Here is a 26321-nt window from a genome sequence, read left to right on the forward strand (position 1 = left end):
GAAGCGGTTCACCGCCGACGGTCGCCGGACTCGACGATCGGGCGGATCACGATGCCGATGAGCCAGGCGAGGATCGCCAGCACGAGCGCGCCGAGCACGCCCCACCAGAATCCGTCGATGTCGAGTCCGAAGCCGATCAGCCCGGAGATCCAGGCGACGATGCCGAGCAGCAGCCCGTTCACGATCAGCGAGACGAGCCCGAGCGTGAGGACGTAGAGCGGGAACGCGACGACGCGGATGACCGTTCCGACGACGCCGTTCACGATGCCGAAGATCAGCGCCACCAGCAGGTAGGTGAGCACGGTCTCGGTGGTGCCGCCGGTGCCGTAGGCGTCGACGCTGACCCCCGACACGATCAGGGTGGTCAGCCAGAGGGCCACGGCGTTGACGAGCAGCCTCACGATGAATCGGGTCATGCCCCCATCATGCCGAACCCGCGACCTCCCGCGGTAGTGGAAGGAGTCCCCCGAGGAGGTGCGGTGCCGCGTCATCCGGGGGTGGCAGCCCCTAGGGTGGCCGGGTGACCACTCCCGTTCGACTCCGTCCCGAGATCGCCGCCCTGCCGCCGTACCGCCAGGGCAAGCAGGCGTCGCCCGATGCGTTCAAGCTGTCGTCGAACGAGAACCCGTTCGAGCCGTTGCCGGCCGTCGTCGACGCCCTCCGCGGCGCCGTCACCGTGAACCGCTACCCCGACGCGACCGCCTCGGAGCTGCGCGCGGCCCTGGCCGCCAAGTACGGCGTCACGACCGACGAGGTGCACGTGGGCGCCGGATCCGTCTCGCTCCTGCTGCAGTTCATCCAGGCCGCCGCCGCCCCCGGCGACGAGGTCGTCTACGCCTGGCGCTCGTTCGAGGCCTACCCGGGGCTCGTCACCGTCGCCGGCGCGACCAGCGTCCAGGTGCCCAACCGCGCCGACGGCAGCCACGACCTCGTGGCGATGGCCGCCGCCGTCACCGAGCGCACGCGCCTCGTGATCGTCTGCTCCCCCAACAACCCGACCGGCACCACCGTCACCACGCACGACTTCGAGACCTTCATGGCCGCCGTGCCCGACGACCTCCTCGTCGTGCTCGACGAGGCCTACGCCGAGTTCGTCACCGACCCCGACGCCGTCGACGGCGAGTCGCTCACGGAGCGGCACCCGAACCTCGTCGTGCTCCGCACGTTCTCGAAGGCGTACGGCCTGGCCGCACTCCGCGTCGGGTACGCGATCGGCGCCTCCTCGGTGCTCGACGCCGCCCGGGCGACCGCCATCCCGCTCTCGGTCACCGAGCAGGGCCAGGCCGCCGCGCTCGCCTCGCTCGAGCACGAGTCCGAGCTGATGACCCGGGTCGACCGCATCGCGATGCTGCGCGACCAGGTCAGGCAGGCCCTCGTCGACCAGGGCTGGGACGTCCCCGCCGCCCAGGGCAACTTCGTCTGGCTGCCCACCGGCGAGCAGACGGCCACCGCGGCGGGCGTCTTCGCCGACCACGGGATCATCGTCCGGCCCTTCGCGCCCGAGGGGATCCGCATCACGATCGGCGAGCCCTCGTCGGTCGACAAACTGCTGCACGCGGCCCAGCAGGTGCGGCAGAACACATCACTCTGACGGCATGTAGCCGCGAGTAGATTGGTCCGCATGTCTTCCACCGATGCGGGCCACGGCGTCACGACCGTCCAGCTGCTCACTCCGGCGGGCGAGCTGGTCGAGTCCGACGCCGCCGCCGAGCTCCGCCCCTACGTCGACGCCCTCGGCGACGACCGGCTCCGCGCCATGCACCGCGACATGGTGCTCACCCGCCGTTTCGACCGTGAGGCCGCCGCCCTCGCCCGCCAGGGTCAGCTCGCCCTCTGGGTGCCGAGCCACGGCCAGGAGGGCGCGCAGGTCGGCGTCGCGCACGCGTCGCGACCGCACGACCACCTGTTCCCGTCGTACCGCGAGCACGCCGTGGCGTTGGCCCGCGGCGTCGACCCGGTCGACATCCTGCGGCTGCTCCGCGGCCACACGCACGGCGGCTGGAACCCCGCCGAGCGCGGCAACTTCCACGTCTACACGCTGGTGATCGGCTCGCAGACGCTGCACGCCACGGGATTCGCGATGGGCCTGACCCTCGACGGCCTCAGCGGCACGGGCGACCCCGAGGTCGACCAGGCCGTCGTCACGTTCTTCGGCGACGGGGCCACGAGCCAGGGCGACGTCAGCGAGGCGCTCGTCTTCGCCGCGAGCTTCCAGACCCCCGAGCTGTTCTTCCTGCAGAACAACCAGTGGGCGATCAGCGTGCCCGTGGCGACGCAGTCGCGCACCCCGCTGGTCAACCGCGCGGGCGGCTTCGGGATCCCCGGCACGCGGATCGACGGCAACGACGTGCTGGCCAGCTACGCCGTCAGCCGTCGCGACCTCGACGCCGCGCGCAGCGGCGGCGGGCCCCGCTTCATCGAGGCGATGACCTACCGGATCGGCGCCCACACGTCGTCCGACGACCCCACCAAGTACCGCACCGACGACGAGCTGCAGAGCTGGATCGCCCGCGACCCGATCGAGCGCTTCGAGGCGTTCCTCCGCTCGCGGGGCGAGGGCGACGCCTTCTTCGCCGGACTCGAGGCCGAGGGCGACGACCTCGGCGCCGACATCCGTCGCCGCACCCTCGAGCTGCCCCGACCCGACCCGGGGTCCATGTTCGACCACGTCTACTCCGAGCCGCACCCCGTGATGCGCGAGCAGCGCGAGTGGCTGGCGGGCTACGAGCACAGCTTCGGCCCCGCGACCGGCGACGCGAGCACGGCCGACATCGACGGAGGACGAGCATGACCGACACCGCCCTGAACCCGACCTCCGAGACCGGGCCGACCCGCGCCTCCCTGGAGACCATGCCTCTCGGCCGTGCGATCAACGCCGGCCTGCGCAAGGCGATGTCCGACGACCCCCGCGTCCTGCTGATGGGCGAGGACATCGGCACCCTCGGCGGCGTGTTCCGCGTGACCGAGGGGCTGCAGGCCGAGTTCGGCGCGAACCGCGTGATCGACACCCCGCTGGCCGAGTCGGGCATCGTCGGCACCGCCATCGGGCTCGCGATGGGCGGCTTCCGCCCCGTCGTCGAGATCCAGTTCGACGGCTTCATCTACCCCGGCTTCGACCAGATCACCTCGCAGCTGGCCAAGATGACGGCCCGCCACGAGGGCACGCTGCAGATGCCCGTCGTCATCCGCGTGCCCTACGGCGGGCACATCGGCGCCGTCGAGCACCACCAGGAGAGCCCCGAGGCGTACTTCGCGCACACGGCCGGCCTCCGGGTGGTCAGCCCGAGCACGGCGCACGACGCCTACTGGATGATCCAGGAGGCCATCCGGTCGAACGACCCGGTCATGTTCTTCGAGCCTAAGAGCCGGTACTGGCCCAAGGGCGAGGTCGACCGGAGCGACCCGCAGGCGCCGCTGCACGCCAGCCGCGTCGTCCGCACGGGCACCGAGGTCACCCTGCTCGGCCACGGCGCCATGGTCAGCGCCCTGCTGCAGGCCGCCGAGATCGCCGCCGCCGAGGGGATCAGCGCCGAGGTCGTCGACCTCCGCTCGCTGTCGCCGGTCGACTACGGACCCATCCTCGAGTCGGTCCGCAAGACCGGTCGTCTCGTGATCGCGCAGGAGGCGCCCGGCTTCGTGAGCGTCGGCTCCGAGATCGCCGCGACCGTCGCCGAGAAGGCGTTCTACTCGCTCGAGGCGCCCGTGCTGCGCGTCAGCGGGTTCGACACGCCCTTCCCGCCCGCCAAGCTCGAGACCCTGTACCTGCCCGACGCCGACCGCGTGCTCGAGGCCGTCGACCGCGCCCTCGCGTACTGAGAGAGACCGTCATGACCAGCGAATTCGCTCTGCCCGACGTCGGCGAGGGCCTGACCGAGGCCGAGATCGTCGAATGGAAGGTCGCCCCCGGCGACACCGTCCAGATCAACCAGGTGCTCGTCGAGATCGAGACCGCCAAGTCGCTCGTCGAGCTGCCGTCGCCGTACGCCGGCGTCGTCGAGAGCGTGCTCGTCGCCTCGGGTGAGACGGTCGACGTCGGCACCCCGATCATCACCATCGCCGACGGCAGCGCCCCGCGCACCCCCTCCGACCGCGCCGCCGAGGCCGAGGCCTCCGAATCGGGCGGCCTCGCCCGGACCGCGCAGATCATCTCGCAGAACGAGGAGGCCCTCTCCGAGCAGCGGGCGCGGGGTCTCGACACCGCATCGATCCCCGTCGTGGCGACCGGCGCCTCCTCGGCTCCGACCACCCCGGCGGCCGCCCCCGTCGCCCCGGCTCCGTCGGCCGACGCCGTCGCGGCGAGCGGCGGCACCGGCTCGGTCGCGTCGTCGCACGCCGACGGCGGCGACGGCGGCTCGGGTGCCGTGCTGGTGGGCTACGGCGCCGCCGGCGGCACCGGCTCGACCCGTCGCCGCAAGCCGACCCAGACCGAGGTCGACGCCCGTCAGCTGCGCGTCGCCGAACAGGCCCGCCGTCGCCCGACGACGTCGGTCCCCGCCGCGCAGGCGCTGCCGATCATCGCCAAGCCGCCGATCCGCAAGCTGGCCAAGGACCTCGAGGTCGACCTGTCGATCGTGCAGCCCACGGGCCTGGCCGGCGAGGTCACGCGCGACGACGTCATCCGCCACGCGCAGCAGGCCAGCGTCTTCCGCAACATCGAGACGCCCGAGTGGGGCGAGGAGCGCATCGAGCGGATCCCGGTCAAGGGCGTCCGCAAGGCGATCGCGGCGGCCATGACGTCGTCGGCGTTCACGGCCCCGCACGTCAGCCTGTTCGTCGACGTCGACGCCACCCGCACCATGGAGTTCGTCAAGCGCCTCAAGACGTCTCCGCAGTTCGCCGGCGTCAAGGTGTCTCCGCTGCTGATCATGGCCAAGGCCATCATCTGGGCCGTGCGCCGCAACCCGATGGTCAACAGCGCCTGGACCGATCGCGAGATCCTGGTGCGGCACTTCGTCAACCTCGGCATCGCCGCCGCCACTCCCCGCGGGCTCATCGTGCCGAATGTGAAGGAGGCGCAGTCGATGAGCCTCCTCGAGCTGGCCCAGGCCCTCGAGCAGCTGACCCTGACCGCTCGCGACGGCAAGACCACGCCGGCCGACATGCAGGACGGCACCATCACCATCACCAACATCGGCGTCTTCGGCATGGACACCGGCACCCCGATCCTCAACCCGGGCGAGGTCGCGATCGTCGCGCTCGGCACCATCAAGCAGAAGCCCTGGGTCGTCGACGGCGAGGTGCGCAGCCGCATGGTGACCACGATCGGCGCGAGCTTCGACCACCGGGTCGTCGACGGCGACGTGGCCAGCCGCTTCGTGGCCGACGTGGCGAGCGTCATCGAGGAGCCGGCGCTGCTGCTCGACTGAGCCTCGCGACACCTCGTAACCGGCGCCACACCCCGTTCACTCGGGGTGTGGCGCCGGTTTTCGGATGCGCGACGTCGGCGCACGGTTTTGACAATCATTATCAGTAGCAATAGCGTTGCGGTCATGAGAACGTCTCGCGCCCTCCCCCTGCTCGCCCTGCCCGCCGCGGCGGCACTCGTGCTGAGCGGCTGCTCGTCGAGCCACGACGCGGCCGGGGCCGACGACGGAGGCGCGATCTCGGTGGTCGCGTCCACGAACGTCTACGGCGACATCGCCCGGACCGTCGGGGGCGACGCGGTCGACGTGACCAGCATCATCAGCGACCCCTCGCAGGACCCGCACTCGTACGAGGCCGACGCCCGCACGCAGCTGGCCGTCTCGAAGGCCGACGTCGTGATCGAGAACGGCGGCGGCTACGACGCCTTCGTCGACACGATGCTCAGCGCCGGCGACTCGTCGGCCGCCGTCGTCACCGCCGTCGACGTCTCGGGCCTCGACCCCGACGCGGAGGGCGACGCGCACTCGGATGACGAGCACGCCGACGAGTCGACCGGGTCGGCCGACGCCGAGACGGACGAGCACGACCACGACCACGGCGCCTTCAACGAGCACGTCTTCTACAGCCTGCCGAGCATGGCCGCCCTGGCCGACGAGATCGCGCACCGGCTGGGCGAGGTCGACCCCGCCCAGGCCGACGCGTTCACGGCGAACGCCGCCGCCTTCGGCGAGCGGATCACCGACCTGGAGGCGCAGGTCGAGCAGATCCACCAGGCCCACGACGGCCAGTCGGTCGCCTACACCGAGCCCGTGCCCGGCTACCTCTTCGACGACATGGGCCTGGTCAACGTGACCCCGGCGTCGTTCTCGGAGGCCATCGAGGAGGGCGACGACGTCTCGCCCGCCGTGCTGAACGAGACGCTCAAGCTCTTCACGGACGGCCGGGTCGACCTGCTCGCCTACAACGAGCAGACCTCGAGCCCCGAGACCGAGGCGGTCGAGAGCGCGGCCTCCGACGCGGGTGTCGCGATCGTGCCGGTCACGGAACTCCTCCCGGAGGGGGATGATTACATCTCGTGGCAGCAGAGCAACATCGACGCGATCTCGGCGGCACTCGAGAAGTGACCCCCGGTCCGACCGACGACTCCGTCGCCGTCGCGACCCGCGCCTCCTCGGCCGGGCGTGACGGCGACGCCGTGCTGCGCCTGCGCGACGCCGGCGTGAGCTTCGGCGACCGGACCCTCTGGGCCGGACTCGACCTCGACGTCGCCCCGGGCGAGTTCATCGCCGTGCTCGGCCCCAACGGCGCGGGCAAGACGACGATGCTGCGGACGATCCTCGGGCAGCAGGAGCTCACGACGGGGTCGATCGAGTTCCTCGGCCGGCCCGTGCGACGCGGGCACCGACGCATCGGCTACGTCCCGCAGCAACGACTCATGGAGGCCGGCACGCCGCTGCGCACCCGCGACATGATCGCCCTCGGCGTCACGGGCCACCGCTGGGGCCTGCGGCGCGAGTCCGCCGCCGAACGCGCCGCGATCGACGCCCTCGTCGACGAGGTCGGCGCCACGTCGTTCGCCGACGCACCCGTCGCGTCGCTCTCGGGCGGTGAGCAGCAACGCGCCCGCGTCGGACAGGCGCTCGCGGCCGATCCCGCCCTGCTGCTCTGCGACGAACCCCTGATCTCCCTCGATATGCGCCACCAGCGCGGGGTCACCGAGCTGCTCGACCGACAGCGACGCGCTCGCGACGCCGCCGTCGTGTTCGTCACCCACGACGTCAATCCGATCCTCGACGTCGTCGACCGGGTGCTCTACCTCGCCGGCGGGTCGTTCCGCATCGGCACACCCGACGAGGTGCTGCAGGCCCCGGTGCTCAGCGAGCTGTACGGGACCCCCGTCGACGTCATCCGCACGATGGGACGCATCGTCATCGTGGGCAGCCACGGGCACGACGACCACCACCTCGAGCCGGACGCCGACGGAGGGCAGCGATGACCGACCTGTGGACCCAGCTGTTCTCGTTCCAGGACTTCGGCGAGCTCGTCGTGCTGGTGAAGAACTCCATCATCGCTGGCGCCGTGCTCGGTCTCGTCGGCGGGCTGATCGGCCCGTTCGTGCTGACACGCAACATGCCGTTCGCCGTGCACGGCATCAGCGAGCTCTCCTTCGCGGGGGCGTCGGCGGCGCTGCTCTTCGGCGCGAACGTCGTCGCCGGCTCCCTGGCGGGCAGCGTCGTGGCCGCCCTGCTGATCGGGCTGCTCGGGTCGCGGGCCCGGGAGCGCAACTCGATCATCGCCGTCCTCATGCCGTTCGGCCTCGGCATCGGCATCCTCTGCCTCGCCCTGTACCAGGGTCGCTCGGCCAACCGCTTCGGGCTGCTGACCGGCCAGATCGTCGCCGTCGACAACCCGCAGCTCGGCGCGCTGATGGTGATCTCGGCGATCGTGATCGTCACCCTGCTCGTCGTCTGGCGCCCCCTGACCTTCGCGAGCGTCGACCCCGACGTCGCGGCGGCCGCGGGCATCCCCGTTCGCTCGCTCGGTATCGTGTTCATGCTCGTGCTGGGGCTCGCGGTGGCCGTCTCGGTGCAGATCGTCGGCGCCCTGCTGGTGCTGTCGCTGCTCGTCACGCCCGCCGCGGCCGCTCTGCGCCTGACCGTCAACCCCCGACTCGTGCCGGTGCTCAGCGTCGTCTTCGCCGTCGTCTCCGTGGTCGGCGGCATCCTGCTGGCGCTGGGCGGCGGACTGCCGATCAGCCCGTACGTGACCACCATCTCGTTCGCCATCTGGCTGATCTGCCGGCTCGTCGGCCGGCGGCGCGACGCGCGGTCGCTCAGGCCCTCCCGAGGCGCCCGGGTACCCTTGGCCGCGAAGCAGGAGGTCTGAGATGGTCGGCGGTACGAGATGGTAGTGCGGCGCAACACGTGGCAGCGCGAGGCGGTGCGCGAGGCGCTCGGCACGAGCGAGGGGTTCGTGAGCGCCCAGTCGCTGCACGCCCACCTGCGCGACACCGGCATCGGTCTCGCGACCGTCTACCGCGCCCTCGCCGACCTCGCCGCCGACGGCTCGGCCGACTCGCTGCAGCAGGAGGGCGAGAGCCTCTACCGGGCCTGCACCCCCGGCACGCACCACCACCACCTGATCTGCCGCACCTGCGGGACGACCGTCGAGATCGAGGCCGACGAGGTCGAGACCTGGGCGCAGCACGTCGCCGCGACGCACGGGTTCACCGAGGCGCAGCACGTCGTCGACGTGTTCGGGCGCTGCGCGGCGTGCTCGGCCGAGGTGGCCGCGGGACGGGACCCGGCGGTGACGCGGGCTCCCGCTCGGGAGTGACCCGCGCCTCCCGGGCTGCGTCACCGTGACGCCGAGGAGGCACGGGTTGCGTGTCCCCGGGCGTGTCGCGTAAGCTTCTCGTTTGGTTGAGTGCTCTCTGCGCTCATGTGCGCCGATCCCCTGCATCACCGAGTCCGCCCGGCGGATTCACCGGGGTGACGCGCGCCGACAAGTGACCTTGGGTGAGGGTCGTCGTCCTGCGGACGACGTGCTCTCACGGTATCTACGGAGGAACATCATGGCAGCAACATGCCAGGTGACCGGAGCCGTTCCCGGCTTCGGACACAACATCTCGCACTCGCACCGACGCACCAAGCGTCGTTTCGACCCGAACATCCAGAAGAAGACGTACTACGTGCCGTCGCTTCGTCGTAACGTGACCCTGCAGCTCAGCGCCAAGGGGATCAAGGTCATCGACGCTCGTGGCATCGAGTCGGTCGTGAAGGACCTGCTCGCTCGTGGGGAGAAGATCTAATGGCTCGTCAGCAGGACGTCCGTCCCATCATCAAGCTCCGCTCGACGGCGGGCACCGGTTTCACGTACGTGACCAAGAAGAACCGTCGTAACAACCCCGATCGCCTCGTGCTGAAGAAGTACGACCCCGTGATCCGCAAGCACGTCGAATTCCGCGAGGAGCGCTAAACATGGCCAAGAAGAGCAAGATCGCCAAGAACGACCAGCGCGCCGTCATCGTCGCCCGTTACGCCGAGAAGCGTCTCGAGCTCAAGAAGGCGCTCATCGACCCGAACGGCACCGACGAGAGCCGCGAGGCCGCTCGTCTCGGTCTGCAGAAGCTGCCCCGCGACGCGTCGCCGGTCCGTCTCCGCAACCGCGACCAGGTCGACGGCCGCCCCCGCGGTCACCTCAAGGCCTACGGCATCAGCCGTGTCCGCTTCCGCGACATGGCTCACCGCGGTGAGCTTCCGGGCATCACGAAGTCTTCCTGGTAGGTTTTACGCGGTTCCACAGGGCCCTCGGGTCTCTGGCCTGTACCGCACGGACACGGTGAACGCCGCGTCTCGTCTTACGAACGAAGTCCGAGGAGGACAATTACATGGCTGACAAGTCACTGAACCGTACCGAGCTCGTCGCAGCTGTCGCTTCCGAGTCCGGCCAGAGCCAGGCCGCCGTCAGCGGCGTCGTCGACGCGTTCTTCTCCGTCGTCTCGAAGTCCGTCGCCGACGGCACGAAGGTCACCATCCCCGGATGGATCGCCTTCGAGAAGACGCACCGTGCCGCTCGTACCGGCCGCAACCCGCAGACGGGCGAGGCTCTCGAGATCGCTGCGAGCGACAGCGTCAAGGTCAGCGCCGGCAGCAAGCTGAAGGCCGCTGTCAAGTAGTCCTCCGCTTCTCACGAAGCCCCAGGGGGTGTCGACTTCGGTCGCCACCCCCTTTCGTGCGTCTCGGGGCCTCTCGTGCGTCTCGGGGCCTTTCGTGCGTCTCGGGGCCTTTCGTGCGTCTCGGGGCATTTCGTGTGTCTCGGGGCCGAACCATCCGTCCGTTCAGGCGGACGACCCGACCTAGGCTGGAACCCGTGCCGAAACTGACCCGCATCACCGGGCCCGCGCTGCTCGTGCTGGTGGCGTTCGCCTCGCTGCTCGTCGCCCTCAAGCTGGGCGGCGCGGCCGACGCCCCGCTCGTCGTCGACCCCGGCGAGGTCGTCCGGTACGGGCTGCCCATGGCCAAGATGCTGAACAACATCGGCGCCGCCGCGACGATCGGCACGCTGGCCCTCACCTGCTTCGCCCTGGCCCGCGATCGGCCCGAGTTCGACCGCGCCCTCGACATCGCGGCGGGCGCCGCCGGCTTCTGGGCCGTGGCCTCGGCCGTCACCACGTTCTTCACGTTCCTCAGCGTCGCCAACGTCGCCGTCACCTTCGACGACCAGTTCGGCCGCACCCTCGCGTTCTTCCTCACCGACACCGAGCTCGGCAACGCCTGGCTGATCACCACGCTGATCGCCGCCGCGGTCACGGTGCTGTGCTTCGTCGTCCGCAACATCTGGCTGCTGATCGGCGTCACGCTCCTCGCCATGGGCGGACTGATCCCCATCGCGCAGCAGGGTCACGCCGCCGGTGCGAGCGGCCACGACGCGGCCGTCACCAACCTGGCCCTGCACCTGGTCGGCGCCTCCGTCTGGCTCGGCGGGCTCCTGGCGCTGGTGCTGCTGCGCAGCACCCTCGAGAACGGCCGGCTCGGCGTCGTGCTCGCGCGCTACTCGACCCTGGCCATCGTGTGCTTCGTCGTCGTGGGGGTCTCGGGCGTGGGCAGCGCGGCCCTGCGTCTCGGCAGCTGGTCGTCGTTGACGACGGGCTACGGCGTCCTCGTCCTGATCAAGACCTTCGCGCTCGTGGCGCTCGGGCTCTTCGGCGTCGTGCAGCGGAGGTTCCTGGTCGCCCGGATGGCCACCCACCCGAAGGCCACGACCCGCCTGTTCTGGTGGTTCGTCTCGGCCGAGCTCGCCTTCATGGGCCTCGCCTCCGGCGTCGCCGCCGCCCTCGGACGGACGGCGACCCCCGTCGAGCAGGTCGCGACGACCGACCTCGCCGACCCGACCCCCGCCGAGATCCTCACCGAGGAGCTGCTGCCGCCCGAGCTCACCCCGATCCGCTGGATCACCGAGTGGAACCCCGACATGCTCTTGGCTCTGATCTGCGCCTTCGGCGTCTTCTTCTACCTGGCCGGCGTCGCGCGACTGCGCCGTCGCGGCGACCGCTGGTCGGCCGGCCGCACCGTGTCGTGGATCGCCGGCATGGTCGTGCTCTTCTACATCACCTGCGGCGCACCCAACGTCTACGAGGAGTACCTGTTCAGCGCGCACATGCTCGCTCACATGGCTCTCGGCATGGTGGTGCCGGTGCTGCTGGTCCCGGGTGCGCCGGTGACGCTCGCCTTGCGGGCGATCCACAAGCGGACCGACGGCACGCGCGGGCCCCGCGAGTGGATCATGATCCTCGTGCACTCGGGCTACGCGCACGTCATCAGCAACCCGATCGTGTCGGCGGTCCTGTTCGCCGGCTCGCTGTTCGTCTTCTACTACACGTCGCTCTTCAGCTGGGCGACCACGACGCACCTCGGCCACTACTGGATGATCGTGCACTTCCTGATCGTCGGGTACCTGTTCGTGCAGTCGATGATCGGCATCGACCCGGTCAAGGGCCGCCTGCCCTACCCGATGCGGCTCCTCGTGCTGCTGGCGACGATGGCGTTCCACGCGTTCTTCGGGCTCAGCATCATGACGAGCACGGGGCTGTTCCTCGCCGACTGGTACGGCGCGATGGGCCGCACCTGGGGCGCCACCCCGATGGCGGACCAGTACGCCGCCGGCGGCATCGCCTGGAGCGTCGGCGAGATCCCGACGGTCTCGCTCGCGATCGCGGTGGCCATCATGTGGAGCCGCAGCGACACCCGCGAGGCCAAGCGGAAGGACCGCAAGGCCGACCGCGACGACGACGCCGAGCTGAAGGCCTACAACGAGAACCTCGAGGCCCTGGCGCGCGCCGACCGCGGGCACTGACACCGGGCTCTGACACCGGGCTCTCACCCCGGGTTCTCACCCCGCCTGTCGCCCGGGCGCGCGTGACCCGATCGGGGGGCTGGCCGCCGCCGCACTCATGAGACACCCTCGACAGGTGCTGCCCGAGCACGCCGAGAGGATCCCCGTGTCGACCACCACCTTCGCCCGCACCCGAGTCGCGTTCGTCGCGATCGCCGTGGCCGCCGGCCTGACGCTCGGCGGCGGCGCCCCCGCCTTCGCCGCTCCCAAGACCTACGCGAACTGCACCGAGGTGCAGAAGTCGTGGTCGGGCGGCATCGCCAAGAAGGGAGTCACGGTGAACAAGGTCACGAAGTCGAACGGCACGGTCGAGAAGCGCAAGCTCAAGGGCACGGTCAAGACCGACACGGCGCTCTACAACGCCAACGCGAAGCTCGACCGCGACAAGGACGGCATCGCCTGCGAGAAGAGCTGACTCCCGTCGACGACGGAGGGAGCCGAGGAGGCGCGGGTCGAGACCTCTCGACCCGCGCCTCCTCGGCTCGGTGCGTCCGCGGCGCGGCGGTGACGCGTCAGGCCATCAGCTCGCGCACGCGCGGCACGACCTCGGTGCCGTAGAGCTCGATGCTGCGCATCATGTGCTCGTGCGGCAGGCGTCCCATGCTGTAGCGCAGGTCGAACCGGCTCGCGCCGAGCAGCGTGAGGTTCTTCGCGATCTTCTGCGCGACGGTCTCGGGCGAGCCGACGTAGAGCGCTCCCGTCGGGTTCGCGCTCTGCTCGTACTGCGGGCGCGAGTAGGGCGGCCAGCCGCGCTCACGGCCGAGCTGATTGGTCTGCTCCTCCTGGTACGGGTAGAGGATCTCCTTGGCCTCGGCGTCGGTCTCGGCGATGAATCCGGGCGAGTGCATGGCGATGGGCTGCGAGGGCTTGCCGAACTCGGTCAGCGCGCGACGGTAGAGGTCGGCGTAGGGCGCGAACTGGGCCGGCTGACCGCCGATGATCGCGAGGAACAGCGGCAGCCCGTAGTGCGCGGCCCGGATCACCGACTGCGGCGAGCCGCCGACGCCGACCCAGGTCTTCAGCGTGCCGGACTCGGGGCGCGGGTAGACCCACTGGTCGCTGAGCGACCCGCGCACGCTGCCCTGCCAGGTCACGGCCTCGTCCTTCAGCAGCTCGGCGAACAGCTCGATCTTCTCCTCGAAGAGCTTCTCGTAGTCCTGGAGGTCGAGGCCGAACAGCGGGAACGACTCGGTGAACGAACCCCGTCCGAGGATCACCTCCGCGCGACCGTTCGACACGGCGTCGACGGTGGCGAAGCGCTCGTACACGCGCACCGGGTCGTCGGAGCTGAGGACGGTGACGGCCGAGCCGAGACGGATCCGCTCGGTGCGGGCGGCGATGGCGGCGAGCACGACCTCGGGGGCCGAGACGGCGAAGTCGACGCGGTGGTGCTCGCCGACGCCGATGAAGTCGAGTCCGACGCGATCGGCGAGGACGGCCTGCTCGACGAGGTCGCGGATGGCCTGGGCGTGGGTGACCAGCGTTCCGGCGCCGTCGCCGCTGGCGGGGCGCTCGGTGACGTCGCCGAAGGTGTCGAGGCCGAACTCGAGGGGGTGTGACATGGGACTCCTGACCGTCTCACTTATTCATACGTTTGCATGAATTGTACCCGTCGAGGAGGCGCGCGTCCAGTGCCCGGGCGGGTCGCGCCGGGCTCATCGCACCGCGTTCCGTACAGCGCACCCGGACTAGACGCGGCACCGCGCACCCCACGCGGTGCGACGCACGGCACGCCGTGCCGTGTACAAAACGCGGTGCAGTGCACGAGACGCGGTGCGACGCATCGGCGGCCCCGCCGCACTCACCGCACCGCGTTCCGAACACCGCACCCGGACTAGACGCGGTGCAGCGCACGCCACGCGGTGCGACGCCCGCGACGCAGTGCAGTGCACGGGATGCGGTGGGGCACACGGAGCCACGCGTGAGGCGTCCCGCCGCGCTCACCGCACCGCGTTCCGTACAGCGCACCCGGACTAGGCGCGGCGCAGTGCACGGTACGCGGTGCGACGCCCGCGACGCGGTGCGACGCACGAGACCCGATGCGACGCACGAGACGCGATGCCGTGCACGAGAAGCGGTGCGGCGCGTCAGCGGCCGCACCGGGCTCACCGCACCGCGTTCCGTGCAGCACACCCGGACTAGACGCGTTGCAGCGCACGGCACGCGGTGCGACGCCCAAAACGCGGTGCGGTGCACGAGACGCGGTGCAGTGCACGAGACGCGGTGCGGTGCACGGCACGCCCCGCCGCACCCACCGCACCGCGTTCCGTACAGGTCACCCGGACTAGACGTGGTGCGGTGCACGGGACGCGGTGCGGCGCGTCGGCGGCCGCGCCGCATCCACCGCACCGCGTTCCGTCTAGCGCACCCGGACTAGACGTGGTGCGGTGCACGGGACGCGGTGCGGTGCAGCCGAGGGTGCGGGCACGGGCGCGTCAGGCCGCGGGCAGCTCGTCGAGCGGATTGGCCCGGGCGCGGGCCGGCAGCCCGGCCCGCACCGACCGGCCCGCCTCGCTCGACGGCTTGCGGTGCGCCTGCTCGGCGGCGAGCGTCGCGAACACGTCGCCGAAGCGTCCGCGGGGCAGCCGGGCGACGACGGCCGAGACGAACGACGAGTCCCAGTCCCCCGGAGCCGCGCCGCTCACGTCGAGGCTCGTCGCCCGCTCGAGCAGGTGCCCCTCGACGTCGAGCTCCGCCGACACGGTCGGCCACATGTGCCGCTCGATGACCTCGGCGGTCCGCTGCTGCCGCTCGACATCCCAGCCGGCGCCCGCGGTGAAGACCCGTGCGACCTCCGCCCCCGACCGCTCGAACGCCACGGTGTGACTGTCGAACTGCGGTGCGAGGCCGACGTCGTGCAGCATCGCCGCCACCCAGAGCAGCTCGCCGTCGACGGCGAGGCCCTCCTGCTCGCCGAGCGCCGCGGCGAAGGCGAACGACCGCAGGCTGTGGTCGACGAGGGACGGCGAGGCCTGCCCGCGCGCCACGGCGAGAGCCCGCTCGGCGGTGGGCGTCGGGGGCGTGAGCAGCCGGTCGAGGTGGGAGGCGTCGATCATCGGAGCCGCGCCTCCTCGGTGCCGGACGTCGTCTCGCGGTCGGCGGACGCGCGCTTCGGGTCGGTGGGCACGGGGCCGAAGCCGTCCCGCAGGACGGCGAGCATCGACGCGACGACGCCCACGAGGGCGACCGCGGCGAGAAGCAGGATCAGGACGAGCTGGACGATGGTCATGGCAGAGAATCTATGAGTGGACAGATCCCGCCACGAGTGGCAGTGTTGCCACAGTTCGACGAAGTACTGCCAACACCGCATCCCGAACCGAGGAGACCGCCGTGTCGACCATGACCCCTCCGGTGCGTGCCGCCGCCGGCGCGACTCCGCTCCCCCGGATGGTCGTCGCGACCCTGGTCGCCGACGGCATCGCTCCGTTCGAGTTCGGGGTGCTCTGCGAGGTGTTCGGCCTCGACCGCAGCGACGACGGCGGGCCGGCCTTCGACCACCGCATCGTGACCGAGACCCCCGGCACGATCCGCACGAACCAGGGCTTCGGCATCACCGTCGAGCTCGGCCTCGAGGCGGCGGCCGAGGCCGACGTGATCTGCGTGCCCGCGCTATGGAACTACGGCATGGCCGGCGGACTCTCCGACGCCGTGCGCACGTTGCTCGTCGAGGCCGAGGCACGCGGCGCCTGGCTGATCAGCGTCTGCAGCGGCGCGTTCGTCCTCGCCGAGGCCGGCGTGCTCGACGGCCGCCGGTCGACGACGCACTGGCGCTACAGTGACCGGCTGCAGTCGGAGTTCCCGGCCACCGAGGTCGACGCCGACGTGCTCTTCGTCGAGGACCGCCGCGTCATCACGAGCGCCGGCACCGCGGCCGGCATCGACGCGTGCCTGCACTTCGTCCGACGGGTGCACGGCGCGGCCGCCGCGAACGTGATCGCCCGGCGCATGGTCGTACCGGCCCACCGCGACGGCGGGCAGAGCCAGTTCATCGAGCGGCCGATGCCGACCGAGGTCGAGACATCGCTCGCCCCGCTCACCGACTGGATGCTGGCGCATCTCGACCGCGACCTCCCCGTGGAGGCGCTGGCCGCCCGGGCGCACATGTCGCCTCGGACCTTCGCCCGCCGATTCAAGGCCGAGCTGGGGACGACGCCGGGCGCCTGGTTGACGTCGCAGCGCCTCCTGCGGTCGCAGCAGCTGCTCGAGAGCACGAACCTCGGGCTCGACGCGATCGCCGACGAGGTCGGGTTCGGGTCGGCGGCGGTGCTGCGGCACCACTTCGGGCGCGTGCTCGGCACGACGCCGCGGGCGTATCGGGCGGCGTTCGCGTGCCCGGCGGATGCGCCTCAGCTCGAGCTCGCCTGACCGCGCCGCGGTGGCGCCGCACACCGCACCGCGGAACGGGCACCGCACCGCGGAACGGACACCGCACCGCGACTAGGAGCGGTGCGGTGACCGGAACGCGGTGCAGACCGCCCAGCGAGCCCTCAGCGGGCGGGTTCAGCGGCGTCATGACGACGGCGCGCGATCCGCGCGAAGAACGCCGTCGCGAGCCCGACCGCGACCAGCACGGCCGCGACGCCGCTGACCACCTGACCCACCGGGTAGGCGCCGGGCGCCACGAGGGTGACGAGCCCGAGCACGAGACGGACCAGCGCGAGCACCCCGCCCGCGGTGAGGAACGCCGAGGTCACCCGCGTGCTCGTCTGCGAGCTCCGCAGCCCGCGCGCGACGTGCGGCAGCAGCAGAGCGAAGACGTAGGCGGGGTAGGCCGTCGCCACCGTCGAGTACAGGCGGACGAGCGGCTGGTCGAGGTCGGCCGCGAGGTCCGCGGACCGGGCGCCCGCGTCGACCACGACGAAGACCACGACCTCGACCACGAACAGCCCCGCGAAGACGGCGACGCCGGGCCAGCCCGAGACGAGCCGCTGCGTGCGCGGGGCGTCGTAGGCGCGGGCGACCTGCGTGCCGGCCAGCAGCAGACCGGTGAAGAGCAGCAGCTTCGCCACGAGGTCGGTGGCGTTCACGATCGGCAGGAGGCGGTCGACGGCCTCGTAGACCGGCGCGGTGATCAGCGCGAAGGCCAGCGCGATCGCGACGGCCGATGCGGCGATGAGCGGGTTCCGTCCGCGGATGGCCCCGGGGAGGCGCGTGAGAGCCAGCGCCGCCAGCACGACGACGATGAAGAATGCGATGGTCATGTCACCCCAGGGTGTCGTGGATGCGGTGCGCCGCGTCCCGGTCGGCGGCCAGGCGACGGGCGTCGCGTTGCGCCGCGGAGAGGCGGTCGGCGACCAGGTCGTTCAGGTCGACGTCGGACAAGCGTGCCAGGGCTTCGGGTCTGGCACCGTGCCTCCATCCTGCCTCCTCCAGCGTGAGAATTCCTGCGGCGGCGAGCCCGCCCGTCCACGAGGTGCCCGCGATGCGGCTGATCTCGATCAGCTGCGAGGGGCGCAGGCGGGCCGAGGTGATGGCCGCCGACAGGTTCGAGGGCGCGATCCGCCAGCGTTCGGCGAGGGTCGCGCGCAGGGCTCCCGGGTCGACCGCGTCGAGCCAGTTGCGGACCGACCCGGGCTGCGGCGGGTCGCGCCACTCGTGCACCCCGACGAGCGCCTCGCGCGAGCCGTCGATCTGGCGACCGACGAGAGCCACGAGGGCGTCGGCGAGCTCGACCTGCGCGAGCACCTCGGCGGTCGACGGAGCGATCGGCAGGTCGGCGAGATCGGCGTACCGGTCGAAGGCCGTGAGCGCGGCCGCCGGTGCGACCCCGGCCGCGCGGGCGGCCGTCACCACCTGGACCTCGGGCACCCGGCCCCGGAGCAGCTGCGCCTGGAGGGTGCTGCGGCTCACTCCGAGCGCGCGGGCGAGAGGCAGCGCGGCCGTGGGGAGGCCGACGAGGCGCGCCCAGTCACGGAACTCGGAGGAGGGGACGGACATGCACACCTCCTCTCACCACGTCGGGGGCACGCGATCGACGCGGCGCGAGCGGATCATGCTCGACTTCTGTCATTCTCGCAGGATCTATGTATTGTTGACACCGGGGAAGCGCCGCGCACGGTCGATTGCCAGAGCAACAAGAGGGATGCGTCACGGGGGTGACGACTCGACGACAGTAGTCGAGCCGGACGGCAGGGCCGTGCGCAGGCGCTCCCGCCACTCGCTTCGCGGCCAGGGCCGCAGCCGGAGCCGGATCTACAGCACCACGCGATGGGCACAGCGCCAGGCTTTCTCCTGGCGCGGTGCCCATTTCCTGGCGCCGTGCCCCAGGCTCGGGGCCGCGCCCCTGCATCGCGACCGCCGCCCGCTGGCGAACCGGGGCCCGCGCCCAGGCCCGCAGACGACTTGCCGCCCCTCTTGACAGCACGACACGAACCTCCTAGGTTCATTAGTCAAGTAATGAACCAGTGAGGAGGTGCGCATGTTCGACGAGTCCACTCCGATCTTCCAGCAGCTCGCCGACCGGATCGAGCAGCGTGTGCTCGACGGCACCTACCCCGAGGACGAGCAGGTGGCCTCGACCAACGAGTTCGCCGCGTTCTACCGCATCAACCCCGCCACAGCCGGAAAGGCCGTCAACCTGCTCGTCGACCGCGGGATCCTCTACAAGCGTCGCGGCGTCGGCATGTTCGTCGCCGCCGGCGCCCGCGATCGACTGAGCGAGCAGCGGCGCGCCGCCTTCGCCGCCGGGTACGTGCGCCCCCTGATGCGCGAGGCCGCAGCCCTCGGCATCGACCTCCCGACCCTCATGAGCCTGATCGAACAGGAGAACACCTGATGAGCACCGCGATCGAGATCACCGATCTGCACCGACGCTACGGCTCCACCCTCGCCCTCGACGGGGTCACGTTCACCGTCGCCGAGAACACCGTCTGCGGACTCCTGGGTCGCAACGGCGCGGGCAAGACCACCGTCATGGCCCACATCGCCGGTCAGGAGCGACCGTCGGGAGGCACGGTGCGCGTCTTCGGACACGATCCGGTCGACGACGCGACGGTGCTGTCGCGGACGTCGTTCATCCGGGACGATCAGCGCTACCCCGACGACTTCCGTCTGACGCACCTGCTCTCGACCGCACCGGCCTTCCACCGCGGGTGGGATGCCGAGCTGGCCGCATCGCTCGTCGCGGACTTCCGTCTCTCGCCGAGGACCGCGATCAAGAAGATGTCGCGAGGCCAGGCCTCGGCCGTCTCGATCGTCGTGGGCCTGGCGTCGCGCGCTCCCCTGACGATCTTCGACGAGCCCTACCTGGGCCTCGACGCGACCGCGCGGCAGATCTTCTACGACCGCCTCCTCTCCGACTACGCCGAGCACCCGCGGACGATCCTGCTGTCGACCCATCTGATCGACGAGATGGAGCCCCTGCTCGAGCAGGTGGTGGTGCTCGACCGAGGTCGGGTCCGCCTCGACTGCGACGTCGACGAGGCACGCGCCTCGGCCTTCGCCGTCGCCGGGACCACCCGCGCCGTGCAGGGGTTCCTGGCCGGCCGACGACCTCTGTCGACCCACACGATCGGCGGTCTGATGACGGCCACGGTCGACGGTGCGGCCGATGCGGCGGTCCGCGCCGACGCCGACCGCCTCGGCGTCGAGCTCTCGCGGGTCACCCTGCAGCAGGTCGTCGCAGCCCTCGGGGCGGACGCCGACCCCGACCCGATCGACGCGGGGGCGGACACCACCCTTGCCACCACCGACAGCGAAGGAGCCCGGTCATGACCGCCCTGCCGTTGACCGAAGCAGCACGAGGCGCGACGCCGACGTCGAGCAGGGTGGCGGCGGTCACCCGCCTCCACCTCGCCCGACGGATCAACGTGCTCGTCGTGCCGCTGATCATCACCGCCGTCGTGTTCGTCGTGACGATCGTCATCCAGGTCGCGATCCAACGCGCCACCGCGGGTGGGTCGACCGCGGCGGACTACGCCGCCGGCGCGCGTCTGAACCCGGCCATCGCCTGGGCCCAGACGGGCTACTTCGTCGCACTCGGCGTCTCGACGGTGGCGTCGACGTTCCCCCTGGCCGCGTCCCTCGGCACCACCCGCCGTGACTTCGCGCTCGGCACGACCCTCGCCCACCTGCTGACCTCGCTCTACCTCACCGCCGTCTTCACCGCGCTGCTCGGCCTCGAGCTGCTCACCGACCACTGGTTCGGCGGGTTCTACGTCTTCGACGTCGGTCTGCTCGGAGCGGGCGACCCGGCGACGTTCGCCGCGACGATCGCCGTGAGCAGCCTGCTGTGCCTCTCGATCGGCAGCGTCTTCGGCGCCGCCTGGCTGCGCTTCGGGCCCCGCGGACCGCTCGCCATCAGTCTTGCGACGGTGCTCGTGCTCGCCGTGGTCCTGCTCGTCGCGGTGCCGTCGTTCGACGCGCTGACTACGGCCTTCCGACCGTGGTGGCTCGTCGTCGGAGCCGCCGCGCTCATCGTGCTGTCGGTCGGCGGGACGTTCGCGTTCCTGCGCCGGGCGTCCGTCCGGTAGCCGGCCCGCGCCTCCTCGGCTACTGGAAGCTGAGGGTGTCGTCGGGGGCGATCGTCATCGTGTAGCTCACGGTGAAGGGGACGTCCTCGTCGATCGTGTAGACGCGGCCGTCGAAGAGCGACTGCGCCTCGACCACGAGATGGGCGGTCCCCGGCGCCTCGTCGACGAGCCACTGGCCGGGGGTCGAGGACGGCACGACGGCGACCGTGGGGTGCGTCACCATCGACCAGGCGGGCTCGCCGATCACCCGGTCGTCGACCTGGCGCCCGAAGGGGCAGCCCGCGGGCAGCAGCACCTTCTGCGTGACGCAGCTCCGGTCGAGCTGCGAGTCGAGCTGCGTCTGCAGCACCTCGGCGAACGACGCCCGGGGTCGGATGTCGACCGCCACCGCCGTCGTCGACGAGACGCTCGCGGCGCTGACCTCGACCGGCTCGGCGTGCAGATAGGTGCTGTCGTGCGAGAGCTCGAAGCGCGACGGGGCGAGCACGGTGAACCGGGTGGTCACGTCGCCGCCGGTCGTCGTCACCCGGCGACCGTCGACCTCGAAGCGCGGGTCGTTGCGCGGGGTGACGTCGATCGTGGCGGTGGGCGACTGAGCGAAGCTCCACTGGCGGAAGAACCCGAACCGCGTGCCGGCCTCGCGCACCACGAACTGCGACTCGCCCGCGACCCCGTCGAGCGTGTAGCCGAGGGTCACCGTGCGGGTGCCGTCGCCGAGCTCGAGCTCGGAGACCTGGTGCACGTCGGCGAGCCCGCCCAGCGAGGGGACGTCGAGCAGGCTGTCGTCGAGGTCGTCGGTGACCTCGACCCCGGCGAGCGTGAGAGCGCTCGAGACGTCGCCGCGATCGACGGCGTCGACGTAGCCGCGCGCGAAGCCGCCCGCGCTGTAGACGGTCGCGTTGAGGGCGGCGACGGTCACGAGGAACGCGACGACGACGAGGACGGCCGCGCCTCCCCAGATGGCGACTAAGGGCCACCGGCGTGGAGCGGCCCTTCTCTCCCCCACAGCAGAAGACATCTGCACAGTGTAGGTCGGCCGAGGTCACGGATCGCCGAGGATCCGAGGAGGCGCGGGTAGATTGGACGCGCCCGTCACCGCCTCGCCCTCCCCCTCCCGACTCGTCGAAAGGTCGCCCCCTCCGTGTCCGTCGCGCTCTCCGCCGAACAGCAGGCCGTGTTCGACGCCATCGAGAACACCCGCGAGCACATCTTCGTCACCGGACGGGCCGGCACCGGCAAGTCGACCCTGCTGAACCACCTGTCCTGGAACACCGAGAAGCAGGTCGTCATCTGCGCGCCCACCGGGGTCGCCGCGCTCAACGTCGGCGGGCAGACCATCCACTCCCTTTTCCGCCTCTCCATCGGGCTCATCGCCGACCACGACATCGACCAGAACGCCGAGCTGCGCAAGCTGCTGAACACGATCGACACCCTGGTGATCGACGAGGTCTCGATGGTCAACGCCGACCTGATGGACGCCATCGACCGGTCGCTCCGCCAGGCGCGGCAGCGCAGGTCCGAGCCGTTCGGCGGCGTGCAGGTGGTGCTCTTCGGCGACCCGTACCAGCTGCCGCCGGTGCCGGGCGACGCGGAGGAGCGCGCGTACTTCCGAGACAACTACCGGTCGATGTGGTTCTTCGACGCCCACGTCTGGAACGACGCGGCGCTGCGCATCTACGAGCTCGCCTTCATCCACCGGCAGACCGAGGGCGACTTCAAGGAGATGCTCAACGCCGTCCGGCACGGACGCGTCACCGCCGAGATCGCCGGGCACCTCAACGCCGCCGGCGCCCGCCCCGTGCCGGCCGACGGCGACGCGATCACGCTCGCTACCCGCAACGACACCGTCAACCGCATCAACAAGGTCGAGCTCGAGCGGCTGCCGGGCAAGGTGCTGACCGCCCGGGCCGAGGTCAGCGGCGAGTTCGGCGGCCGGGCCTTCCCGGCCGACGAGGCCCTCGAGCTCAAGCGGGGCGCCCGGGTGATGTTCCTGCGCAACGACTCCGACCAGCGCTGGGTCAATGGCACCACCGGCACCGTGACGAAGGTGCGCGACACCGTGTTCGTCGAGGTCGACGGCGAGGAGCACGAGGTGCAGCCCGCCGTCTGGGAGAAGTACAGCTACAGCTACTCCCAGTCGACCAAGCAGCTGCGCAAAGACGTCGTGGCCGAGTTCACGCAGTTCCCGCTGCGGCTGGCCTGGGCCGTCACGATCCACAAGTCCCAGGGCAAGACCTACGACAGCGCCATCGTCGACCTCGGCTCGCGGGTGTTCAGCGCCGGGCAGACCTACGTCGCCCTCAGCCGGATCACCTCGCTCGAGGGCCTCTACCTCTCTCGGCCCCTCCGGCCGGCCGACATCATCGTCGACCTCGACGTGCGGCGGTTCATGAGCCAGGCCACGCGCGTGCCGGCGATCCGGGCGGCCGCCGACGCGACGGCGATGGCGGGCGACGGGGCCTGAGCGCGAGCGGCGCGATCACGCGGCGGCGGACGCCGCCGCCTTCGCGGCGGCGAGCTCGACGAACAGCTCGGTGCTGAAGCGGTAGGCGACGGCCACCTCGTCGAGCACGCTCTCACGCGCCTCCGGACTCCAGTCGACGGCGTCGAGCTGCCGACGGTAGGTCGACTTGAACTCCTTCGGCTCGGCGATCTCGGCGAACAGGAAGAACCCGACGCCGTTCGTGTCGAAGCCGAACCGACGCTGCATGATGCCGCGGATCAGCTGGCCGCCCGACAGGTCGCCGAGGTAGCGCGTGTAGTGGTGCGCGATGAAGCCGCCGACCCACTCGGACGCCGACCGGATGCGGGCGCGATAGTCGCTCGTCACGGCGAGCGGCTCGATCCGCGACCGCCAGTCGTCGCCCAGCAGGAAGGCCAGGTCGGAGGTGATCGCGGGCAGCCGGGTGAGGGCCGGTGAGAGGAAGGGTGCCGCGACCTCGTCGCCGGCGAACCGCTCGGCCGCCTCCTCGAGCGCCTCGTAGACGAAGAAGTGCTGGGCGAGCATCTGGACGTAGTCGTCGCGGGTGCCGCGCCCGGTCATCAGGTCGGCCATGAACGTGCAGCCGATGTCGCCGGTGGCGCTCGACGCCGAGGTGCGCTCCCGCAGGGCCTGCGAGAAGGGGATGACGACGGACATCGCGGGCCCCTCCGTTCCATGAGTCGGTTAGGTGACCCTAACCATAGCGAGGGAGGCGCGCCACGGCTACGCCTCCGGGCGAAACCTCAGCGGATGCTCGCGTCCGCAGGACGGATAGGACGCTAGGCCGTCGGGCCGACCGCCGAGTCGGCGTACCCCGACGTCACCTGCCCGAGCAGTCGGACGACGCGGTTCGACTCGCGCTCCGACAGGCCCGTGACCTGACCGAGGGCTCCGAGCCTCCCCCCTCCGGTCGCGCGCCGGACGTCGTCGTGCAGCGCCCGCGTCAGGGCCAGCACCTGGCCACGGCCGTCGTGCGGGTTCGCCTCGCGCGTGACGTATCCGCGCGACACCAGCCGCGTCACGATGATCGACGCGGCCGAACTCGTCACTCCGAGCACCGCGGCCAACCCCTTGGGACGACCCTGGATGCCCTGCATCTCGAGCCGGGCGAGGTACTGCACCGCCACCAGCTCGTTCGCGCCGATGTCGACCCGGGCCCTGAGCCTGGCCTGGAACAGCGCGGCGGCGTCCTGCATCGCGTAGATGGCGGCGACCACCCTCCCCGACGAGGTGTCGGCCTCGAAGACGAAGTCGTCGTCGGGGAGGAGGGCGGGTGCTGCCGGTGCGTCGCTCATGAGGGACCTCTCGAATCGGTCCGCGAGCATCCGTCAGTCGTGTCTGAACATCCGCAGGTCACCATCGAAGCACACGAAGGTGGCCGTCAGGAGGTTCGGGTCACTTCTCGGTGAGGAGCGCACGTCGTCGACGGACCGCGCCGACGACCACCAGGGCCACACCCGCGAGCAGGACGAGCCCGCCGGCCAGGAGCGGACCGCTCGACTCGCTGCCGGTGAAGGCCAGCGCACCGGAGGAGTCCGAGCCGGAGGTGCCGCCGCCGTTGCCGCCGCCGTTGCCGTTGCCGTTGCCGTTGCCGTTGCCGCCGAAGTCGTCACCGGCCGGGAAGATCGGAGTCGTCGCGGACGGAGTCGGCGAGTCGGACGGCGTGGGCGTCGCGGTCGGCGAGTCCGAGGGCGCCGGGGTGGGCGAGTCGGACGGTGCCGGGGTGGGCGAGTCCGACGGCGCGGGGGTGGGAGCGGGCGTCGGAGCGGGCGTCGGCGCGGGCGTCGGTCCGGGCGTGGGCACGACCGCGACGTCGGTCACGCCGATCGTGTAGGTCTCGCTGTCGGAGGGGGCGGCGCCGTTGTCGGCCGTGATGGTCACGGTCGTGTCGCCGGGAGTGGTCGGCGTGCCCGAGATGATGCCCGAGTCGGAGTCGAGGGCCAAGCCGGCGGGCAGGGTGCCGTCGGTGACCGTGAAGGTCGGGGCCGGGTTGCCGGTCGCCGTCACCTCGTACGAGTAGGGCGTGCCGACGGTGCCGTCGGAGGGGGTGCCCGAGGTGATGGTGGGCGACGTCGTCCCCGACGGGGTGCCGGGAGGCGCGCAGTTCTGGGGCACCGTGATGGTGTTCGTGTCGAGGGTGACGGCCCCGGTGCGAGCGAGCAGACGCCCGGCGACGGTGGCTCCGGTCGTGGCGGTGATCGACTGCTGCGCGAGGATCGTGCCCTGGAACTGGGCGGCCGCACCGAGAGTGGCCGAGCTGCCCACCTGCCAGAACACGTTGCACGCGCTCGCGCCGCCCGAGAAGGTCATGCGGGTCGCGGAGCCGATGGTCAGGCTGCTGGCGGCCTGGATCACCCAGACGGAGTCGGCCGAGCCCGCGAAGGCCAGCGCGCCGGTGTCGGCGAGCTGCACCGCGCCTCCGGAGTAGACCCCGGGGCTCAGCGAACGGCCGTTGAGCTCGGTGATCCCGCTCTCCTGCGGGGTGAGGCTCGCGGCGACGCCGTAGGCGGTGCGCAGGTCGGCCTTGGCGAGAGCGGCGGGGGCGTCGTTCACGTGCTGCACGCCGCCGACGATCACCCCGGGCCCGCCGGTGAAACCGGTCACGCTCGTCCCCGGGCTGAGGCCGACGTCGCCTCGGACGACGCTCGTGCCGGTGTTGGTGACCGTCGAACCGGCGAGGACGCCGTAGGTGCTGGCCGAGCCGAGGTCCACCGGCCCGTCGATGATCGTGTCGGCCTGGGCCGAGAAGGCCGTCGACAGCGTGAGCGCTGCGGCCAGGCCGAGCACCACCGCCGAACGGGCGAGGGGGAGGGTGGACGTCGAGCGGGCCATGGCGGCACCTGACTAAGGAGAGGAGGCACCTGAACGCACGTGTCGGACGTGCGGATGTTCCCCGTTACCTGAGATATACGTGGTTCCGGTGGATTGCGCAATGATTCATCCAATTACCGCACGTTTTTAAGCAGTTTCTGAGAATCGGCCCGGCGAGAGACGATCTCGAGCGTCGGGGCCGCACAGTGATCACAGCCGCTCGGCGCCCTTCGGGGGGCGCCGTCGATCGCCGGTCAGCGATCACGGCCTGGCGGAGCCGCACTGGGGAGTGCGGCCCC

29 protein-coding genes are annotated in these 26321 nt (G+C 71.2%); 19 read left to right on the forward strand and 10 right to left on the reverse strand.

Features of this window, described 5'->3' with window-relative positions; all coding sequences use genetic code 11:
• Positions 1–8 precede the first annotated feature (8 nt).
• On the reverse strand, positions 9–416 hold the full coding sequence (locus FFA01_RS12050; protein ID WP_146856434.1) for a phage holin family protein: 408 nt from the start codon (positions 414–416) through the stop codon (positions 9–11).
• A 104-nt stretch (positions 417–520) separates the two neighbouring features.
• Here FFA01_RS12050 and hisC point away from each other — a divergent pair, with 104 nt between their 5' ends.
• From hisC to FFA01_RS12120, 14 genes are all read left to right on the forward strand, one after another.
• Positions 521–1591 carry a histidinol-phosphate transaminase gene (gene hisC, locus FFA01_RS12055; RefSeq protein ID WP_146856435.1) on the forward strand — a complete coding sequence of 357 codons (1071 nt, stop codon included), beginning with the start codon at positions 521–523 and terminating at the stop codon, positions 1589–1591.
• 30 nt (positions 1592–1621) lie between these two features.
• The gene (locus FFA01_RS12060) at positions 1622–2791 is read left to right on the forward strand and encodes a thiamine pyrophosphate-dependent dehydrogenase E1 component subunit alpha (protein WP_146856436.1); all 1170 of its coding nucleotides are present in this window, start codon (positions 1622–1624) and stop codon (positions 2789–2791) included.
• A 59-nt stretch (positions 2792–2850) separates the two neighbouring features.
• Positions 2851–3816: an alpha-ketoacid dehydrogenase subunit beta gene (locus tag FFA01_RS12065; protein WP_182501191.1), complete on the forward strand. Its 966-nt coding sequence runs from the start codon at positions 2851–2853 to the stop codon at positions 3814–3816.
• Between the two features lie 11 nt (positions 3817–3827).
• Positions 3828–5366 carry a dihydrolipoamide acetyltransferase family protein gene (locus FFA01_RS12070; protein WP_146856438.1) on the forward strand — a complete coding sequence of 513 codons (1539 nt, stop codon included), beginning with the start codon at positions 3828–3830 and terminating at the stop codon, positions 5364–5366.
• A 123-nt stretch (positions 5367–5489) separates the two neighbouring features.
• Positions 5490–6488 (forward strand): metal ABC transporter solute-binding protein, Zn/Mn family, encoded by a 999-nt coding sequence (locus FFA01_RS12075; protein WP_146856439.1) that lies wholly within the window; start codon positions 5490–5492, stop codon positions 6486–6488.
• 71 nt (positions 6489–6559) lie between these two features.
• Positions 6560–7360, forward strand: coding sequence for a metal ABC transporter ATP-binding protein (locus FFA01_RS12080; RefSeq protein ID WP_146856458.1), 801 nt, complete (start codon positions 6560–6562; stop codon positions 7358–7360).
• Entirely contained in the window at positions 7357–8250 is an 894-nt protein-coding gene (locus FFA01_RS12085; protein WP_146856440.1) for a metal ABC transporter permease, read from the forward strand. The genes FFA01_RS12080 and FFA01_RS12085 overlap by 4 nt, the downstream gene beginning before the upstream one ends.
• Positions 8251–8268: 18 nt before the next feature.
• On the forward strand, positions 8269–8700 hold the full coding sequence (locus tag FFA01_RS12090; RefSeq protein WP_146856441.1) for a Fur family transcriptional regulator: 432 nt from the start codon (positions 8269–8271) through the stop codon (positions 8698–8700).
• 238 nt (positions 8701–8938) lie between these two features.
• A complete protein-coding gene (gene rpmB, locus FFA01_RS12095; RefSeq protein ID WP_043595945.1) occupies positions 8939–9175 on the forward strand; it encodes a 50S ribosomal protein L28 in 237 nt (78 codons plus the stop codon).
• Entirely contained in the window at positions 9175–9342 is a 168-nt protein-coding gene (rpmG, locus tag FFA01_RS12100) for a 50S ribosomal protein L33 (RefSeq protein WP_043595944.1), read from the forward strand. The genes rpmB and rpmG overlap by 1 nt, the downstream gene beginning before the upstream one ends.
• 2 nt (positions 9343–9344) lie before the next feature.
• Positions 9345–9650, forward strand: coding sequence for a 30S ribosomal protein S14 (gene rpsN, locus FFA01_RS12105; RefSeq protein ID WP_146856442.1), 306 nt, complete (start codon positions 9345–9347; stop codon positions 9648–9650).
• A 104-nt stretch (positions 9651–9754) separates the two neighbouring features.
• Complete coding sequence (locus FFA01_RS12110; RefSeq protein ID WP_043595940.1) at positions 9755–10042, forward strand: HU family DNA-binding protein; 288 nt, start codon at positions 9755–9757, stop codon at positions 10040–10042.
• Between the two features lie 194 nt (positions 10043–10236).
• Entirely contained in the window at positions 10237–12219 is a 1983-nt protein-coding gene (locus FFA01_RS12115; RefSeq protein ID WP_208720917.1) for a bifunctional copper resistance protein CopD/cytochrome c oxidase assembly protein, read from the forward strand.
• Between the two features lie 145 nt (positions 12220–12364).
• Positions 12365–12673 (forward strand): excalibur calcium-binding domain-containing protein, encoded by a 309-nt coding sequence (locus tag FFA01_RS12120; protein ID WP_244289827.1) that lies wholly within the window; start codon positions 12365–12367, stop codon positions 12671–12673.
• 97 nt (positions 12674–12770) lie between these two features.
• Here FFA01_RS12120 and FFA01_RS12125 read toward each other — a convergent pair whose 3' ends face one another.
• The 3 genes from FFA01_RS12125 to FFA01_RS15965 form a co-directional block, all read right to left on the reverse strand.
• A complete protein-coding gene (locus FFA01_RS12125; RefSeq protein ID WP_146856444.1) occupies positions 12771–13820 on the reverse strand; it encodes an LLM class flavin-dependent oxidoreductase in 1050 nt (349 codons plus the stop codon).
• An 873-nt stretch (positions 13821–14693) separates the two neighbouring features.
• Positions 14694–15314, reverse strand: coding sequence for an HD domain-containing protein (locus tag FFA01_RS12130; protein ID WP_146856445.1), 621 nt, complete (start codon positions 15312–15314; stop codon positions 14694–14696).
• A complete protein-coding gene (locus FFA01_RS15965) occupies positions 15311–15487 on the reverse strand; it encodes a hypothetical protein (RefSeq protein WP_167627368.1) in 177 nt (58 codons plus the stop codon). The genes FFA01_RS12130 and FFA01_RS15965 overlap by 4 nt, the downstream gene beginning before the upstream one ends.
• A 110-nt stretch (positions 15488–15597) precedes the next feature.
• On the opposite strand from FFA01_RS15965, the gene FFA01_RS12135 reads away from it, so the two are divergent.
• Positions 15598–16623, forward strand: coding sequence for a GlxA family transcriptional regulator (locus FFA01_RS12135; RefSeq protein ID WP_371859209.1), 1026 nt, complete (start codon positions 15598–15600; stop codon positions 16621–16623).
• A gap of 122 nt (positions 16624–16745) precedes the next feature.
• On the opposite strand, the gene FFA01_RS12140 is transcribed toward FFA01_RS12135, so the two are convergent.
• Positions 16746–17459 carry a hypothetical protein gene (locus tag FFA01_RS12140; RefSeq protein WP_146856446.1) on the reverse strand — a complete coding sequence of 238 codons (714 nt, stop codon included), beginning with the start codon at positions 17457–17459 and terminating at the stop codon, positions 16746–16748.
• Position 17460: 1 nt separating this feature from the next.
• A complete protein-coding gene (locus FFA01_RS12145) occupies positions 17461–18195 on the reverse strand; it encodes a hypothetical protein (protein ID WP_146856447.1) in 735 nt (244 codons plus the stop codon).
• Positions 18196–18676: 481 nt separating this feature from the next.
• On the opposite strand from FFA01_RS12145, the gene FFA01_RS12150 reads away from it, so the two are divergent.
• Genes FFA01_RS12150 through FFA01_RS12160 form a run of 3 tightly spaced genes read left to right on the forward strand, consistent with a single transcriptional unit; the run spans position 18677 to position 20729 of the window.
• Positions 18677–19033 carry a GntR family transcriptional regulator gene (locus FFA01_RS12150; RefSeq protein WP_146856448.1) on the forward strand — a complete coding sequence of 119 codons (357 nt, stop codon included), beginning with the start codon at positions 18677–18679 and terminating at the stop codon, positions 19031–19033.
• Positions 19033–19971, forward strand: a complete 939-nt coding sequence (locus FFA01_RS12155) for an ABC transporter ATP-binding protein (protein WP_146856449.1) — start codon at positions 19033–19035, stop codon at positions 19969–19971. Before FFA01_RS12150 ends, FFA01_RS12155 begins: the two co-directional genes overlap by 1 nt.
• Positions 19968–20729 carry a hypothetical protein gene (locus tag FFA01_RS12160; protein WP_146856450.1) on the forward strand — a complete coding sequence of 254 codons (762 nt, stop codon included), beginning with the start codon at positions 19968–19970 and terminating at the stop codon, positions 20727–20729. Before FFA01_RS12155 ends, FFA01_RS12160 begins: the two co-directional genes overlap by 4 nt.
• 19 nt (positions 20730–20748) lie before the next feature.
• Here the strand turns inward: FFA01_RS12160 and FFA01_RS12165 are convergent, their stop codons facing one another.
• Positions 20749–21747, reverse strand: a complete 999-nt coding sequence (locus tag FFA01_RS12165; protein WP_146856451.1) for a hypothetical protein — start codon at positions 21745–21747, stop codon at positions 20749–20751.
• A gap of 123 nt (positions 21748–21870) precedes the next feature.
• Between FFA01_RS12165 and FFA01_RS12170 the strand changes: the two genes are divergently transcribed.
• On the forward strand, positions 21871–23193 hold the full coding sequence (locus FFA01_RS12170) for an ATP-dependent DNA helicase (protein WP_146856452.1): 1323 nt from the start codon (positions 21871–21873) through the stop codon (positions 23191–23193).
• Between the two features lie 15 nt (positions 23194–23208).
• Here the strand turns inward: FFA01_RS12170 and FFA01_RS12175 are convergent, their stop codons facing one another.
• The 3 genes from FFA01_RS12175 to FFA01_RS12185 form a co-directional block, all read right to left on the reverse strand.
• The gene (locus tag FFA01_RS12175; protein WP_146856453.1) at positions 23209–23868 is read right to left on the reverse strand and encodes a biliverdin-producing heme oxygenase; all 660 of its coding nucleotides are present in this window, start codon (positions 23866–23868) and stop codon (positions 23209–23211) included.
• 122 nt (positions 23869–23990) lie between these two features.
• Positions 23991–24506 (reverse strand): MarR family winged helix-turn-helix transcriptional regulator, encoded by a 516-nt coding sequence (locus FFA01_RS12180; RefSeq protein ID WP_167627369.1) that lies wholly within the window; start codon positions 24504–24506, stop codon positions 23991–23993.
• A gap of 100 nt (positions 24507–24606) precedes the next feature.
• A complete protein-coding gene (locus FFA01_RS12185) occupies positions 24607–26043 on the reverse strand; it encodes an ice-binding family protein (protein WP_146856455.1) in 1437 nt (478 codons plus the stop codon).
• Positions 26044–26321 lie beyond the last annotated feature (278 nt).

Origin of the sequence: Frigoribacterium faeni, from assembly GCF_007988805.1 — a bacterium.
Taxonomy (GTDB): Bacteria; Actinomycetota; Actinomycetes; order Actinomycetales; family Microbacteriaceae; genus Frigoribacterium; species Frigoribacterium faeni.

What these genes read in the sequence shown, in the direction of transcription:
- FFA01_RS12110 (WP_043595940.1), top strand. Translation starts at nt 9,755, where the DNA reads ATGGCTGACAAGTCACTGAACCGTACCGAGCTCGTCGCAGCTGTCGCT.
- FFA01_RS12165 (WP_146856451.1), bottom strand. Translation starts at nt 21,747, where the DNA reads ATGTCTTCTGCTGTGGGGGAGAGAAGGGCCGCTCCACGCCGGTGGCCC.
- FFA01_RS12130 (WP_146856445.1), bottom strand. Translation starts at nt 15,314, where the DNA reads ATGATCGACGCCTCCCACCTCGACCGGCTGCTCACGCCCCCGACGCCC.
- rpmB (WP_043595945.1), top strand. Translation starts at nt 8,939, where the DNA reads ATGGCAGCAACATGCCAGGTGACCGGAGCCGTTCCCGGCTTCGGACAC.
- FFA01_RS12070 (WP_146856438.1), top strand. Translation starts at nt 3,828, where the DNA reads ATGACCAGCGAATTCGCTCTGCCCGACGTCGGCGAGGGCCTGACCGAG.
- FFA01_RS12180 (WP_167627369.1), bottom strand. Translation starts at nt 24,506, where the DNA reads ATGAGCGACGCACCGGCAGCACCCGCCCTCCTCCCCGACGACGACTTC.
- FFA01_RS12125 (WP_146856444.1), bottom strand. Translation starts at nt 13,820, where the DNA reads ATGTCACACCCCCTCGAGTTCGGCCTCGACACCTTCGGCGACGTCACC.
- FFA01_RS12185 (WP_146856455.1), bottom strand. Translation starts at nt 26,043, where the DNA reads ATGGCCCGCTCGACGTCCACCCTCCCCCTCGCCCGTTCGGCGGTGGTG.
- rpsN (WP_146856442.1), top strand. Translation starts at nt 9,345, where the DNA reads ATGGCCAAGAAGAGCAAGATCGCCAAGAACGACCAGCGCGCCGTCATC.
- FFA01_RS12065 (WP_182501191.1), top strand. Translation starts at nt 2,851, where the DNA reads ATGCCTCTCGGCCGTGCGATCAACGCCGGCCTGCGCAAGGCGATGTCC.
- FFA01_RS12090 (WP_146856441.1), top strand. Translation starts at nt 8,269, where the DNA reads ATGGTAGTGCGGCGCAACACGTGGCAGCGCGAGGCGGTGCGCGAGGCG.
- FFA01_RS12150 (WP_146856448.1), top strand. Translation starts at nt 18,677, where the DNA reads ATGTTCGACGAGTCCACTCCGATCTTCCAGCAGCTCGCCGACCGGATC.
- FFA01_RS12085 (WP_146856440.1), top strand. Translation starts at nt 7,357, where the DNA reads ATGACCGACCTGTGGACCCAGCTGTTCTCGTTCCAGGACTTCGGCGAG.
- FFA01_RS12160 (WP_146856450.1), top strand. Translation starts at nt 19,968, where the DNA reads ATGACCGCCCTGCCGTTGACCGAAGCAGCACGAGGCGCGACGCCGACG.
- FFA01_RS12145 (WP_146856447.1), bottom strand. Translation starts at nt 18,195, where the DNA reads ATGTCCGTCCCCTCCTCCGAGTTCCGTGACTGGGCGCGCCTCGTCGGC.
- FFA01_RS12050 (WP_146856434.1), bottom strand. Translation starts at nt 416, where the DNA reads ATGACCCGATTCATCGTGAGGCTGCTCGTCAACGCCGTGGCCCTCTGG.
- rpmG (WP_043595944.1), top strand. Translation starts at nt 9,175, where the DNA reads ATGGCTCGTCAGCAGGACGTCCGTCCCATCATCAAGCTCCGCTCGACG.
- FFA01_RS12175 (WP_146856453.1), bottom strand. Translation starts at nt 23,868, where the DNA reads ATGTCCGTCGTCATCCCCTTCTCGCAGGCCCTGCGGGAGCGCACCTCG.
- FFA01_RS15965 (WP_167627368.1), bottom strand. Translation starts at nt 15,487, where the DNA reads ATGACCATCGTCCAGCTCGTCCTGATCCTGCTTCTCGCCGCGGTCGCC.
- FFA01_RS12155 (WP_146856449.1), top strand. Translation starts at nt 19,033, where the DNA reads ATGAGCACCGCGATCGAGATCACCGATCTGCACCGACGCTACGGCTCC.
- FFA01_RS12075 (WP_146856439.1), top strand. Translation starts at nt 5,490, where the DNA reads ATGAGAACGTCTCGCGCCCTCCCCCTGCTCGCCCTGCCCGCCGCGGCG.
- FFA01_RS12060 (WP_146856436.1), top strand. Translation starts at nt 1,622, where the DNA reads ATGTCTTCCACCGATGCGGGCCACGGCGTCACGACCGTCCAGCTGCTC.
- FFA01_RS12135 (WP_371859209.1), top strand. Translation starts at nt 15,598, where the DNA reads ATGACCCCTCCGGTGCGTGCCGCCGCCGGCGCGACTCCGCTCCCCCGG.
- FFA01_RS12140 (WP_146856446.1), bottom strand. Translation starts at nt 17,459, where the DNA reads ATGACCATCGCATTCTTCATCGTCGTCGTGCTGGCGGCGCTGGCTCTC.